The sequence below is a fragment of the Actinosynnema sp. NPDC059335 genome (genome assembly GCF_042752395.1).
Taxonomy (GTDB): domain Bacteria; phylum Actinomycetota; class Actinomycetes; order Mycobacteriales; family Pseudonocardiaceae; genus Actinosynnema.
In genome coordinates this window covers 1-13957 of record NZ_JBHYXZ010000060.1, presented here as the reverse complement: position 1 = coordinate 13957, position 13957 = coordinate 1, and the positions used below count along the sequence as shown (strand labels likewise).

At 75.4% G+C, this 13957-nt stretch carries 12 protein-coding genes; 8 read left to right on the top strand and 4 right to left on the bottom strand.

The window, feature by feature from the left end; genetic code table 11:
* Positions 1-362 precede the first annotated feature (362 nt).
* Both ACFXGA_RS20035 and ACFXGA_RS20030 read left to right on the top strand, forming a co-directional pair.
* Positions 363-839, top strand: a complete 477-nt coding sequence (locus ACFXGA_RS20035; protein WP_378089956.1) for a GNAT family N-acetyltransferase — start codon at positions 363-365, stop codon at positions 837-839.
* A 55-nt stretch (positions 840-894) separates the two neighbouring features.
* Positions 895-2055 carry a cytochrome P450 gene (locus ACFXGA_RS20030; protein ID WP_378089954.1) on the top strand — a complete coding sequence of 387 codons (1161 nt, stop codon included), beginning with the start codon at positions 895-897 and terminating at the stop codon, positions 2053-2055.
* A gap of 107 nt (positions 2056-2162) precedes the next feature.
* On the opposite strand, the gene ACFXGA_RS20025 is transcribed toward ACFXGA_RS20030, so the two are convergent.
* From ACFXGA_RS20025 to ACFXGA_RS20010, 4 genes are all read right to left on the bottom strand, one after another.
* Positions 2163-2693, bottom strand: coding sequence for an isochorismatase family protein (locus ACFXGA_RS20025; protein ID WP_378089953.1), 531 nt, complete (start codon positions 2691-2693; stop codon positions 2163-2165).
* Positions 2694-2740: 47 nt separating this feature from the next.
* Positions 2741-3724: a GlxA family transcriptional regulator gene (locus ACFXGA_RS20020; protein ID WP_378089951.1), complete on the bottom strand. Its 984-nt coding sequence runs from the start codon at positions 3722-3724 to the stop codon at positions 2741-2743.
* Positions 3725-3794: 70 nt separating this feature from the next.
* Positions 3795-4088 carry a hypothetical protein gene (locus ACFXGA_RS20015; RefSeq protein WP_378089949.1) on the bottom strand — a complete coding sequence of 98 codons (294 nt, stop codon included), beginning with the start codon at positions 4086-4088 and terminating at the stop codon, positions 3795-3797.
* A 30-nt stretch (positions 4089-4118) separates the two neighbouring features.
* The gene (locus ACFXGA_RS20010; protein ID WP_378089947.1) at positions 4119-4964 is read right to left on the bottom strand and encodes a M23 family metallopeptidase; all 846 of its coding nucleotides are present in this window, start codon (positions 4962-4964) and stop codon (positions 4119-4121) included.
* Positions 4965-5285: 321 nt separating this feature from the next.
* Here ACFXGA_RS20010 and ACFXGA_RS20005 point away from each other — a divergent pair, with 321 nt between their 5' ends.
* The 6 genes from ACFXGA_RS20005 to ACFXGA_RS19980 all read left to right on the top strand — a co-directional run.
* On the top strand, positions 5286-6923 hold the full coding sequence (locus tag ACFXGA_RS20005) for a serine/threonine-protein kinase (RefSeq protein WP_378089945.1): 1638 nt from the start codon (positions 5286-5288) through the stop codon (positions 6921-6923).
* Between the two features lie 59 nt (positions 6924-6982).
* Positions 6983-9025: a fibronectin type III domain-containing protein gene (locus tag ACFXGA_RS20000; protein WP_378089943.1), complete on the top strand. Its 2043-nt coding sequence runs from the start codon at positions 6983-6985 to the stop codon at positions 9023-9025.
* Positions 9022-9978, top strand: a complete 957-nt coding sequence (locus ACFXGA_RS19995) for an AAA family ATPase (RefSeq protein ID WP_378089941.1) — start codon at positions 9022-9024, stop codon at positions 9976-9978. Before ACFXGA_RS20000 ends, ACFXGA_RS19995 begins: the two co-directional genes overlap by 4 nt.
* A 2-nt stretch (positions 9979-9980) precedes the next feature.
* Complete coding sequence (locus tag ACFXGA_RS19990; RefSeq protein WP_378089939.1) at positions 9981-11120, top strand: DUF58 domain-containing protein; 1140 nt, start codon at positions 9981-9983, stop codon at positions 11118-11120.
* Entirely contained in the window at positions 11117-13165 is a 2049-nt protein-coding gene (locus tag ACFXGA_RS19985; RefSeq protein WP_378089937.1) for a transglutaminaseTgpA domain-containing protein, read from the top strand. Before ACFXGA_RS19990 ends, ACFXGA_RS19985 begins: the two co-directional genes overlap by 4 nt.
* Positions 13162-13957: protein kinase (locus tag ACFXGA_RS19980; RefSeq protein WP_378089935.1), on the top strand; the 796-nt coding region annotated here is incomplete at its 3' end. The genes ACFXGA_RS19985 and ACFXGA_RS19980, both read left to right, overlap by 4 nt.

Sequence of the window (13957 nt, the reverse complement as noted above, 5' to 3'; positions counted from 1 at the left end):
CAGGTAGAGGGTGAGACGAGAGGCGGGTCTTTCAGCGACGCGGATGGAGGCGTCACCACCATCCGCCGAGCGGGAAGACCCGTCCGTGCCCCACCGCGACGTTCCGCTGCTCGTCGAAGGTCGTCACCGCTTGTCCGGCCCTGCGTACCCGTTCGATCACCCAAGTCGTGGCGGACATGCTGCTGCGCGCCTTGAAGGTTACGCGGAACCGATCGATCCGCCCGTAGGCGTCCGTGGTTGACGTTCCGTGATCTCTCTGGGGGCGACCTGCGCTTCCGCTGCACGGCCACACTGTCGGACCCCGCTGCTACGTTCGGCGGGCAGGCGGGCAGGCGGGTGACGGGCGGCTCCGGGGGGCACCGATGACGGATGTGGCGTTGCGGCCGATCGAGGACGCCGACCTCGATGCGCTGTTCGAGCAGATGCGCGACCCCGAGGCGGTGCGGATGGCCGCCTTCACCGCGCAGGACCCGGACGACCGGGAGGCGTTCGACCGCCACATGGCGAGGTTGCGGGACTCGCCGGACGTCACCTCGCGCGCGGTGACGCGTGGGGGACGCCTGGTCGGCAGCATCGGCTGCTTCGTCGTGGCAGGCGACACCGAGATCACCTACTGGATCGACCGCGCGGTCTGGGGGCAGGGGGTCGCCGGTGCGGCCCTCGCGCTCTTCCTCGACCTGGTGCCGGTTCGGCCCTTGTACGCCCGCGCGGCGAGCGACAACATCGGATCGCTCAGGGTCCTGCGCAAGGCCGGGTTCACGGTCGTCGGCACGGAGACGTCGTACGCCACCGCGCGGGACGCCGAGATCGAGGAAACGGTGCTGCGGCTCGACCGGTAGCGGTGCGGAGGCGGGCGGGGCGTGGCGCCGCCTTCCGGAGGGGAGCGTGGGGGTCGTGAACACTCGCAAGGTCGACCGCGGGGCGCCGCCGGCCGGGTGCCCCGTGCACCGGGACCGCGACGGGACGTGGCAGGTCGACGGGTACGCGGCCGCCCGCCTGTTCCTGCGCGACCACAACACGGTGCAGGCCGGTCTGGGCGTGGAGACGACCGAGAACTTCCCGAGCCGGATCCGCCGTCCCGTGCTCTACCGCGACGGGCCCGAGCACCGCGAGCACCGCCGGCAGACGGCGCGGTTCTTCACGCCCCGGCGGGTGGACGAGTCCTACCGCCCGGTGATGGAACGCGTCGCCGAGGAGCAGGTGGCGTCGATGCGCGGCGCGGGGGCGGTGGACCTCGCGGACGTGGGCTTCCGGCTCGTCATCGAGGTCACGTCGGCGGTGATCGGGCTGACCGGGAGCAGGCCGGGGATCCGGCGGCGGCTGGACTACTTCTTCCCCGAGAAGTTCGGCCGACCGGGGTTCACCAGCCCGCACGGCCTCTACTGGATCTGGCGGCAGCTGCGGGGCTGGTCGGCGATCTACCTCAACGACGTCCGGCCCGCGGTGCGGGCGCGGCGGGCGCGGCGGCGGGACGACCTGATCTCGCACCTGCTCGACGAGGGCTGCACGGCGGCGGAGATCCTGGGCGAGTGCCTGACCTTCGCGGCCGCCGGGATGGTCACCACGCGGGAGTTCATCGTGATGGCCGCGTGGCACCTGTTCACCGACGACGGGTTGCGGGCCCGCTACCTCGCCGCCGCCGAACCCGAGCGGCTGCTGATCCTGCACGAGGTGCTGCGCCTCGAACCGGTCATCGGCCACCTGAAGCGGCGCACCACCGCCGACGTCGCGGTCGGCGGGGTGACCGTGCCCGCGGGCTCGTTGGTCCGGGTGCAGCTCGACCACGCCAACACCGACCCGGAGGTCGTCGGCGACCGACCGCTGGCGCTGTGCCCCGGCCGTCCGGTGCGCGACGGGGGCGGCTCGACCGGGCTGTCCTTCGGCGACGGCCCGCACAAGTGCCCCGGCTCGCACATCGCGATGCTGGAGTCCGACGTCTTCCTGCACAGGCTGCTGTCGGCGGACGGCGTGCGGATGGTCCGGCCGCCGCGCATCGCGTTCAAGGACGAGATCGCCGGGTACGAGCTGCGCGGCATGCAGGTGGCGATCGGCTGACCAGGGGCCCGCGCCGCCGGACCGCGCCCAGGGGGTCAGCCGACGAGGTCGTCGACGGTGGGGGCGATGGTGGCGAAGAGGTCACCGATGGTGGTGAGGGCCGCCGCCTAGAGCGTCGCGGCGGGGATCACCGCGCCGTCGGGCGAGGCCAGGGGCCGGGTGGCGGTGGCGTCGGCGACCACGGTGGGGCGGAAGCCGAGGTTGAACGCGCCCTGGGCGGTGAAGGTGACGCACATGTGGGTCATGAACCCGGCCGGCACCAGGTCCTCGCCCCGGCCGAGCGCGCGCAGCGTCCGTTCCAGGTCGGTGTCGTGGAAGGCGTCGGGGAACCGCTTGACCACGACGGGTTCGCCGTCGACCGGGGCGACCTCGGCGCTGATGGCCCCGGTCTCGGCGCGGATGTCGTACGGGGAGCCCTCGCCGCCGTCGTTGACGACGTGGACCACCGGCGTGCCGGCGGCGCGTGCGGCGGCCAGCAGGCGCGAGCCGGCCGCGAGGGCCGCGTCGACGCCGTCGAGGGCCATGACGCCCGTGCGGTAGGTGTTCTGGAAGTCGATCAGGACGAGGGTGGCGTCGGCCAGCCGGGGCAGCCGGTCGCCGAGGCCGATCACGTCGCGCAGGCTCGGGGAAGCGGGCATGGCGGAACTCCGTTCGGTGGGGGTGGTGGGCACGGTGCGGTGAGTGGTCAGCCGGCGGTGCGGAACCGGCGGCGGTAGGCGGCCGGCGTGGCGCCGATCTGCCGGCGCAGCGCCCGGTGGAGCGTTTCCACCGAGCCGAGGCCGCAGGCGGCGGCGACCCGGTCCAGGGGTTGGTCGGTGCTCTCCAGCAGGCGGCGGGCGGCCTCGACCCGGGTGGCCTCCACGTAGGCGGCCGGGGTGGTGCCCGTCTCCTGGCGGAAGACGCGGGCGAAGTGGCGCTCGCTCAGGCACATCCGCGCGGCGAGGGCGGCCGTCGACAGGTCGCCGTCCACGTGGTCGGTGATGAACGCGCGCAGCTCGTCGATGTCCCGGCGGGCGGCGGGCGGGCGGCTCAACGGGACCGAGAACTGGCTCTGCCCGCCCTGCCGCTTGAGGTACATGACCAGCTGCCGGGCGACGGTCAGGGCGACCGCCTCGCCCAGGTCCTCGGCCACCAGCGCCAGCGCGAGGTCCATGCAGGCGCTGATCCCCGCGCCGGTCCACACGTTCCCGCACCGCACGAAGATCGGGTCCGGGTCCACGACCACCGCCGGGTGGTCGGCCGCCAACTGCTCGGCGGTCGACCAGTGGGTGGTGGCCGTGAGGCCGTCCAGCAGCCCGGCGGCGGCCAGCAGGTGCGCGCCCACGCACACCGACGCCACCCGCCGGGCCAGCGGCGCGGTCGTCCGCAGCCACGCCACCACGTCGCGGTCGATCCGGGCGACCGGACCGCCGGGGCGCAGGTCGACCGCGCCGGGCACCACCAGCGTGTCGATCGCGCCGTCCACCTCCGTGAACGAGAGGTCCGTCACCAGCCGGACCCCGGCGGACGTCGTGACCACGCCGGGTGACCGGCCGGCGAGCTGCACCACGTACCCCGCCCGCCCGGCGGTCTGCCGGTTGGCCAGCGCGAACACCTCGGCGGGGCCGGTGACGTCGAGGAGGTCGACGTCCGGGAAGACCGCGATGACGACGCGGCGGGCGGGTGGCATGCACCCATCGTCACCACCGGCGGGCGTGGCCGCAATGACGGTGTTCTGTCACATCCGGACAGGCCGGTGGTCAGCAGTAGCCGTTGACGGGACCGTTGACCCCGGTCCACAGGAAGGCGTCGCTCACCCAGGCGCCGTCCGAGAGCCTGTTCCACAGGGCGGTGGCGCCCCAACGCCCGGTGTGCGAGGTGCCGTTGGCGGAGCACGAGATGGTGACGGTCGCGCCGTCGCCCACGCTGCCCGCCACGGCATAGCCGGCGCCGGGACCGGTGCGCTTGTTCACCGTGCCGCCGCCGTTGGCGTCGACCACGCCTTGCGTGAAGCCGAGCGCGCCGTAGTTGTGGACTGTTCCACCGGCGTACACGCGGGTGCTGCCGTGCAGCGCCGAGCCCTGTTACGCCGACGCGCCGTTCTGCGGCACCCACTTGCCGACGTTGTGGTCGCCGATGCCGACGTAGGCGTTGTTCTGCCGCAACGCGAAGTGCACGTGCCTGCCCGAGGCCGAGCCGCCGCAGGTGACGTCCGTGCCGGTGTTGCCCAGGAACGCGCCCTGGCCGACGGCGGCGCCGTTGACGTTGATGTTGTTCCACAGGTGGTAGTAGTCGGTGGCGTAGCCGCGGTCGTGGATGACGCGGACCCAGCCGGTGCACATGGTGTAGGCGGTGCCGGCGCGGGCGGCGAGCACGCGCTGGTCACCGCCCGCCAGGTCGAGCGAGCTCCACGGCGCGGCGGCGCCGGACCAGCCGTGCGGCCCGCCGGACATCGTCCACGCCTGGCCCACCGCGAACGGCAGCGCCATGCCGGTGCGCAGGTCTCCACCGGCGGTTGTGCTGACCTGGCCGTCATGCCGGCCGTCGTGCTGGACGAGCAGGGCGCGTTCCGCGTCGCCGACGATCGGGGCCTGACCGGCGAGTTCGGCGAACCGCGGCTCGCCCTCCAGCGCGACGGTCCACGTGCCGTCGGTCCGGCGGGCGAGGAACAGCCGGCCGTCGGGGAAGTCCGGCGAGCCGGGGCGGGTGGTGAGGACCGCGGTGCCGATCGCCCAGTCGCCGTGCTGCCGCGCGGGTGTGACCACAGTGGCCCGGTCGGCTGTGGTCGGGTCGCTGACGCGGTCGTGGAGGCGGTCGGCCACGGCGGCGGTGAGGTCGGCCCGCGCGGGCGCGGCGGTCGCGGGTGACGCGGCGATCGTGGTGGACAGCAGCGCGGCGATGGTCGCCGCGGCTCGGGTTCGAACGGTCATGACGCCTCCGCAGGGAAGAGGTGCAGGACCGCCAGTATCCCGGTTTTGGTGAAGAATTAACCGTCTGATTGGGTTGTATGCCGTAGTTTCACCGGCGAGGGTCGGCGTTGACAGTGCCTCGGTATTGCGTGGTGGTGCCCGGGTCGGGCACTTGCGGCGTGGTGCGTCGACGTCGGCCTGACGCCGGCCCGGACCGTTCGGTCGGGCGACCATTCTCACCCGGACGTGTGGTGCGCTGCGGCGTGATCACGCTGGTCGGCAGGGTGCCCGTGCGCACGGCGACCAGGCTCGGCGACGGAGAGTGGTGGCTATATTACCGACGTGACTGAGGGCGAGGGGAGACTGGTCGCGGCGCGCTATCGGCTGCGGCGGTCGCTCGGTCGGGGTGGGATGGGTGTCGTCTGGCACGCGCACGACGAGTTCCTGGACCGCGAGGTGGCGATCAAGGAGATCGTGCCGCCGAGGGGGCGGGTGGTGCGCGAGGACGACCCGGAGGTGCGGCGCGCGTTGCGGGAGGCGCGGGCCGCGGCGAAGTTGAGCAAGCACCCCAACGTCATCACCGTGCACGACGTGGTGACGGACGCGGCCGGGTTGCCGTTGATCGTGATGGAGCTGCTGCACGGGCGCTCGCTCGCCGACGCCCTGGCGGCCGACGGCCCGATGGCCGTGGACCGGGCCGCGCGCATCGGCGTCCAGGTGCTGGAGGCCCTCGACTTCGCCCACGGCAACGGCGTGCTGCACCGGGACGTCAAGCCGGGCAACGTGATGCTCGTGGACGACCGGGTCGTGCTCACCGACTTCGGGATCGCGTTGATCGACGGCGACTCCGTGCTCACCGCGACCGGGCAGCTGCCCGGCGTGCCGGAGTACATCTCGCCGGAGCGGATCCGCGGTGACGAGGCGGGACCGGCGGCCGACCTGTGGTCGGTCGGCATCATGCTCTACGGCATGGTCGTCGGCCGGACGCCGTTCGCGCGCGGGGACGTCCAGGCCACGCTGGGGGCGGTGCTGTCGTGGGAGCCCGCGCCCGACCCCCGGGTCGGCCGGCTGGCCCCGGTGATCGACGGGCTGCTGCGCAAGAAGCCCGCCGAGCGGATGACGGCCAGGGCCGCGATCGAGCGGCTGACCGCGATCGCGGCCCTGCCGGCGTCCGCGCCGCCCGGCACGCGGGTGCGGCTGGAGTACCCGACGCGGGAGGTCAACCCGGCCGGCGAGCAGACGGTCGCCCACGGGACCGTGCCCAACACCCGCACCGCGGTGCCGCCCTTCCTGCCCCGCCCCGCCGCCGGACCGGTGTCGCCGGACGCGCCCACGCCGCCCTCGGCCCGGACGGGGAAGTCGCGGTCGGGCCGCGTGACCCTGCTCGCCCTCGGCGCGGTGGCCGCGGCCGCGGTGGTGGCGGTGGTGCTGACGAACCTGCCACCGGGCGGCCGGGGCGGCGCGTCGCCGACGTCGACCGGTCCCACGACGACCACCGCCCGGGACTTCACGCTGGAGGACCACCGGGAACGCCTCGGCTTCGGGATCGGCATCCCGCCCGGGTGGCCGCGCACCTCCTCGATCGACGGCACGATCAGCTCCGTCACCTGGGAGGGCGAGCGGACCGACCCGAAGGTCGGGGCGCTGAAGGTCGAGGTGCAGCGGATCACCGACAAGCCCGGCGTGTCGGCGCGCGACGCGCTGACCGCCGACCACCGGGCGCAGAGCACCAAGCAGCAGATCACGGACTACCGCCCGATCGAGCTGTCCGGCAACGCGGCGTCGGCGGACTTCGAGTGCTCCTACCGCGCGGGCGGGGTCCACTACCGCACGCGGACGAGGGCCGTGGCCGCCGGCGCGCTCTACAAGCTGACGTTCTCCCTGTACGCGACGGACGAGGAGACCCTGGCGGAGCGCTGGGCGGCGGCCGAACCGCTGATCGCCGCGATCCGGGACAGCTTCCACCTGATCGAGCGCTGACACCGCAGGTCACGGCGTCGGGGACCGGTCCCCGGGCACCGCCGGTAGCTTCCCGCACCGTGACCAGCAAGCGCTCGGCCGCCCGCGCGAGCCAGCCGTTCGTCCTGCTCGCCGTCGTCTGCGTGGCGGTCGCGGGCGCGGTCCTGGCCGGGGTCACGCCGCCGCTGTCGGCCGCGAGGTTCGCGAACACCGGCCACTGGGTCTACAACTCCGTCCTCGGCGTGGTGTTCCACCTCGACGGCGCGACGGCCCACCTCGACGCCGAGTTCCCGATCGACGCCGAGGTGGGCAGCCGGGTGCTGCAGGGCGACACCGGCGGCTGGGTCGTCGGGCCCAACCGGATCACCGGGTTCGACAAGGAGTCGCTGACGCCGCGGCGCTCGACCAGGTCGCCCGCGACCGGGACCCCCGTCGGTTTCGAGGTCGTCGGCGGCCCGTACGCGGTCTACCCCGACAGCGGCCGCATCGTCCGGCTCGGCGACCCGGCCGCGTCGATCGCCACCGACGGCGCGATCGGCGTCCCGGTGGTCACCCAGGACGGCACGATGTGGTTCCACCGCACCGGGAAGGGCCGGATCTGCACGTTGGCCAAGGACGCCGTGGAGATCTCCGGCTGCCCGGTGGCCGTGCCGCCGGACCACCCCGGCGCGCTGACCGTCGTGGACGGCCGGCCCGCGTTCCTCGACCTGTTCACGAGCACCCTGCACGCGATCGAGGGCGACGCGCTCGGCGACGGCGTCGAGCTGGGCGTCCCGCTGTCGCCCACGGCGCGACCGGCCGCGCAGGACGTGGGCGGGCGGCTGGCCGTCCTCGACGAGGGCACGGCGCAGAGCAGCCTGGTCCTGGTGGACACCACGACCACGCCGGCCCGGTCGGTCACGGTGGCGCTCGGCGCCGGGGACTACGACGGCCCGGTGTCGACCGGCGAGGTCGTCGCGCTGGTGGACCGGCGCGACGGCACCGTGCTGACCTACGACGCGAACGGCCGCAAGAAGGACGAGGAGCCGGTCGGGGACAAGGCCGGCGAGCCGCGGCTCACCCTGGGCGAGGACAAGCGGGTCTACGTCGAGGACACCCGGGGCACGCAGGTGTTGGTGGTCGCCGAGGACGGCAGCGTGACGAACGTCGAGGTGGCCCGGAAGCCCTCCCCGTCGACCGGCACGCCGACCGCGAAGCCGGCCGACCAACCGGCCCCGCCCGACCGGCCGACGCCGCCCGACTCCCGCCCCTCGCCCGACGAACGCCGGCAGCCGGACCGGCCGACCGCGGTTCCCCCGCCCGCACCGCCGGCGACCCCGGAGCCGCCGCCGCCCGTGCCACCGAGCCGTCCCGGCGCACCGACCGCGGTCACCGCGCGGCCTGGCAACGGCTGGGCCGACGTCGGCTGGGGCCCGGCCCCGGACAACCGCGCCCCGATCACCGCGTACCTGGTGACCTGGCAGGGGAGCAACGGCCACGCCGGCTCCGCGCAGGTCGGCGGCGGCGAGCGCGGGTACCGGGCCGGCGGCCTGGCCAACGGGGTGGGCTACACCTTCACCGTCGCCGCGACGAACCAGGCGGGCACCGGCCCCGGCGCGACGTCCGGCCCGGTCACGCCGATCGCGCCGGTCTCCCCGGCCGGGGCGCCGGTCGGCCTGCGGGCGGACTACGACGTGGACGACCGGCCGACCCGGGACGTCACGCTGACCTGGGGGCAGCCGCCGCTCAACGGCGGCGTGCTGGTGCACTACGAGGTCACCGCCACCGGCCTGGGCGCGCAGCGGGTGACCGGGACGCAGGTGGTGTACCCGCAGGTGGAGGCGGCCCGCGCCGTCACCTTCACGGTGTTCGCGGTGACCCGGACCCCGGACGGGCAGACCCTCACCGGCGCGCCCGCGTCGGTCACGCACGAAGCCGACGCCGGGGCGCGGATCAACGCGAGCGGCGGCGCGCCCTGCGGTGACCGACCGGACTGCGCGGCGCGCCCCTACGACAACCCCGGGCGCGGGGCGGGGACCGACGCCGACGGGACGGGGGCGTTCGAAGCGTTCGCCCACCGCGACGGGACCGCGGCGGTCCGCCCGAACCCGGCGGTCCGGCGATCCGGGAGGAGAAGATCGTGACGCTGACCCCGGGTCAGGTGTACGAGCTGATCGCGGCGAACGTCCAGGAGGTCGTGCGGGGCAAGCCGCAGGTCGTCCGGTTGGCCGTGGCGGCGCTGTTCGCCGAGGGGCACCTGCTCATCGAGGACGTCCCCGGGCTGGGCAAGACCACGCTCGCCCGGTGCCTGGCGCGCAGCGTCGGCGGCACCTGGAACCGCATCCAGTTCACGCCCGACCTGCTGCCCGGCGACATCACCGGCGTGCAGGTCTACCACCAGGGCGACGGGAAGTTCGCGTTCCACCCCGGCGGCGTGTTCGCGAACGTGGTGCTGGCCGACGAGATCAACCGCGGCACGCCCAAGACGCAGTCGGCGTTGCTGGAGGTGATGTCGGAGCAGCGGGTCACGGTCGACGCGGTGGCCCACGAGGTGCCGCGGCCGTTCCTGGTGATCGCCACCCAGAACCCGATCGAGATGGCGGGCACGTACCGGTTGCCGGAGGCGCAGCTCGACCGGTTCCTGATGCGGCTGCGGATGGGGTACCCGGACCGGGTCGCCGAGGCGCTGGTGGTCATGAGCAACCGGGCCGGGGTCGATCCCGACGAGCTGGGGGCCGTGGTGGACCTCCCGACCCTGCGGGACGTCATCGCGCAGGTGCGCGCCGTCCGGCTCGACCGCGCGGTGATCGACTACGCGACGAGCGTCACGTCCGCGACACGGCAGCACTCGGAGGTCCGGTACGGCGCGAGCCCGCGCGGCACCATCGCGCTCGTCAGCGCGGCGCAGGCGCTCGCGGCGACGTACGGGCGCGCGTTCGTGACGATCGACGACGTCAAGGAGGTCGCGCACCCGGTGCTCGACCACCGGCTCATCCTCAAGCCGGAGGCCGAACTGCGGCAGCGCGAGGCCGCGGGCGTCGTCGCCGACCTGCTGGCCGAGGTCCCCGTCCCCGTCGTGAGCGCGTCGGGGGCCTGACCGTGCGGCTGACCCGACGTGGCACGTGCACCCTCGCGGTCGCGGTCGTGCTCCTCGCGCTCGGTGTGGTCGCGGGGTACCCGCTGGCCGTCGCGCTCGGCGCGATCGCGCTGGGCGCGGTGGCCGCCGCGCTCGGGGTCGCGGGGCGCGGGCCGCGGGTGGAGGTGATCCGCGAGCTGTTCCCCGACCGGGTCGAGCGGGACGGCCGGGCCGGGATCACGCTGCGCGTCCACAACCCGGGCCCGCGGCGGCAGGGCGGCTTCACCGCGGTCGACCGGATCGGCGGGGACCGGGTGACCGTCGCGGTCCGGCCGCTCGCGCCCGGCGCGGAACAGGTCTACCTCGACGAGCTGCCGACCGGGCGGCGGGGCAGGCACCGGGTCGGCCCGCTGACCCTGGTCCGCACCGACGCGCTGGGGCTCGGCCGGGCCGAGGTGACCCTCGGCGCGACGGCGACGCTGTGGGTGTACCCGAGGACGCACCCGGTCGGCGCCGTCACCGGCGGGCTCCCGCTGCACCACCACGACGGGGAGGCCGCGGAGACCTCGCCGCGCGGGTCGCTCGACGTCCGCGAGGTGCGGCCCTACGTGCCCGGGGACGAGGTGCGCCACCTGCACTGGAAGGCGACGGCGCGGACCGGGCAGCTGATGGTCCGCGACTACGCGGACCCGCTCCGGCCGCAGTTCACCGTGCTGCTGGACGACCGGCGCGAGGTGGCGGCGCCGGAGTTCGAGGAGGCGGTCGAACTCGCGGCGTCCCTGGTCGTCGCCGCCGCCACTGCCGATCACCGGTGTCGGCTGGTCACGCCGGGCGGTGTCGACGTCGGCACGGACTCGGGGTGGGACGCGGTCCACCGGTACCTGGAGGAGCTGTGCGTCGTGACGCGCGCCGAGGACGCGGGCCTGCCGCTCGTGCCCGCCGCGTTGGCGCGTGCGGGCGGCGGCACGCTCGTCGTGATCTCGTCCTCGACGACGGTCTCGGCGGGTGACCGCGCGGCGCTCGTCGGCGTGCGGCCGCGGTACGCCGACGTGATCCTGCTGGTCGGGCAGGCCGGCGCCGCGCCCGAGGCGCCCGGGGTGCGGGTGCTGCGGGCGGCGAACGCCGTGGACGCGATCCGCCGGTGGCAGGAGGTGATCGCGTGACGAGGGGCCACGCGGTCGGGCTGCTGCTGGCCACCGCGGTGCCGGGCCTGCTGTTCGCGCCGGTGTTCGGGTTGCGTGCGCTGGCGCCGCCGGTGCTCGCCGTCGTCGTGGCGTGCTACGCGGTCTTCGAGCTGTGCCTCCGGGTCGCGGCGCTGCGGCCGTGGCGGCCCCTGCTCGCGGTGCTCGTGGGCGCGGTGCTCGTGGGCGCGGTCGCGCTGGTCGAGGTGGCGCTCTTCGACACCACGCGGGGCGGGCTGCCGACCTCGGGCAGCGTGGCGCGGCTGGTCGCCGGCGTGACCGACTCCTGGCAGCTCACCCTCCAGTCGACGTGGCCGGTGCGGCCGGAGGCGGACCTGCTGCTGTTCGTGCCGCTGCTCGTGCTCCTCGCGGCGTCGGCGGGGGTCGAGCTGCTGCGGTGGCCGGCCGCGGCCGTGCTGCCGAGCCTGGCCCTGCTGCTGCTCAGCCAGACCTTCGTCGCGGTGTCGGGCGTGGTGGCGGTGCTGGTGGCGCTCGGCTACGGGGTGGCGGTCGCCGGGCTGTTCCTCACCCCGGCGCGCTCCGCGGTCGCGTTGACGGCCGGGTTGGGCGTCGTGGCCGGGGTGGTCGCCCTGGTGGTGCCGGTGGGACCCGCGTACTCGGTGCGGCAGAACCAGGTCGCGCAGGTCCCGCTGCCGCGCGAGGTGAGCCCGCTGACCGAGGTCGCGGCGCGGTTGGCCGACCCCGGAGCGGAGGTCTTCCGGTACACGAGCGACGCCCCGGTGGACCGCTGGCGGCTGGTGGTGCTGGACCGCTTCGACGGCGTCGCGTGGACGGCCGACGACCGGTACCGCAGGCTGGGCGCGGAGATCGCGCCGCCGGCCGGGGTGACCGTGCCGACGACGTCCCGCTCGGCGCGGGTGACCGTCCCGAGTGGACCGCGGTGGCTGCCGAGCCAGGCCGTGCCCACGTCGGTGACGGGCGCGGTGCGGCCCCTCGTCGACGAGGACGCCGGCACGCTGCTGCTGCCGGAGCGGGGCGGCCGGGTGGAGTACGAGCTGAGGTGGCGGGAACCGTCGGGCGACCTCTCCGGGTTGGCCGACGCCGGGGTGTCGACCGACGTCCCGCCCGGCGACGTCGGCACCGTCGTGGACGGGATCGCCGGTCTGGCGGAGGAGGCCACCGGGGCCGCGCGGCCGACGTTCCGGACGGCGCTGGTGCTGGAGCGGTACCTCGCCGACCACTTCAAGGTCGCGACCGGCGGGGAGCTGCCGACCGGGAGCGGCTGGCCGCAGCTGCGCGAGTTCCTGCTGGAGACCCGGCGCGGCACGAGCGAGCAGTTCGCCGCGTCCTACGTGGTGCTCGCCCGGATCGTCGGCATCCCGGCCCGGTTGGCGGTCGGGTACCGCGCGCCCCGCGGGCCGGTGGCCGGCGAGGCGGTGGTGCGCAACGGGGACGTGCTCGCCTGGCCCGAGGTCGCGGTGGAGGGCGTCGGCTGGGTGCCGCTCGACCCGACCGGCACGGCGGCCGACGCCGGTCCGACGCGGACCGGGCTGGCCGAGGTCGTGGCCAAGGCGCGGGCCGAGCTGCCGCCGCCGGACCAGCGGCTGCCCGACCCGCCCGTGGCCGCGGTCGAACCGGGGGACGGGGGCATCCCCTGGACGGGGGTCCGCGACGTGGTGCTGCGGGGCTTGGCGGGCGTGCTCGCCCTGCCCGTGGTGGTGCTGCTGGCCGTCCCGGGCGCGAAGGCCCTCCGGACCGCGCGCCGCAAGCGGACCGGCGTCCGCGGCGTGGTCGGCGCGTGGTGGGAGGCCCGCGACCTGTTGCGCGCGCACGGCGTGCGGATCACGCCCGGCATGACGGTCCGCGACGTGGCGGCCGCGTCCGCCGGCCCGGTGGTGGCCGGCCTGCACCGCCTGGCGGGCCACCTGGACGTGGCGCTGTGGTCGGGCGCCGGGGCGGACGACGACGCGGTGGCGGGCGCGTGGGACGCCGTCGCGGAGATCCGCGGGGCGCTCGCCGGGCGGTCGTTCGGCGCGCGGGTCCGAGCGGCGTTCGCCCTCCGATGACCCGGCTGGTGGGCACCGGTCCGGTCGCCGAGGTCTACGCCGTCGACGGCGTGGCGTTGAAGGTGTTCCCCGGCCGGTTCGACCGGCACGCGCTCGCGACGATCGAGCGGGACCGGGCCAGGCTCGCCGGGCTGTCCGCGCCGGTGCTGCCGCTGGACGGGGTCGAGCTGGTCGACGGCGTGAAGCACGCGTTCCGGATGGAGCTGTGCGCCGACTCGCTGGAGAACCGGGTGCGGCGGGAGGGACCGCTGTCGTCGGAGGAGGTGGACGCGCTGTGCGGAACCCTGTCACGCGGCCTGGCCGCCGCGCACGCGGCCGGCGTGCTGCACGGCGGGATCACCCCGGCCAACGTGCTGTTCCGCGCGAACGGCGAGGTCGTGCTGGCCGACTTCGGCGTGGCGCAGCGGCGGCAGTTCCGGCGCGACCCGTTGGCGGGCATCGAGTGGGTGTCGCCGGAGACGCTGCGCACCGGCGTGGTCGAGGCGGCGACCGACGTGTACGGCCTCGGCGCGGTGCTGCACTTCGCGCTGACCGGGCGGTCGCCGCACCCGGGCCGGATCGGGGAGCTGCCCGGCGAGCGGATCCTGCGGGTGCTCGGCGACCCGGTGCCCGCGGTCAGCCGGCCCGACGTGCCGGTCGCGCTGGCCACGGCCATCGGGCGGATGCTGGCCCCCGACCCGGCGCGGCGGTCGGCGCCGGTGGCCGCCTCGGTCGAGGCCCCGCCGTCCCGGCCCGCGCGCCGGCGCCGGCCCGCGGCGGTCGCGTTGGCGGCGCTGCCGGCCGTCCTGGTGG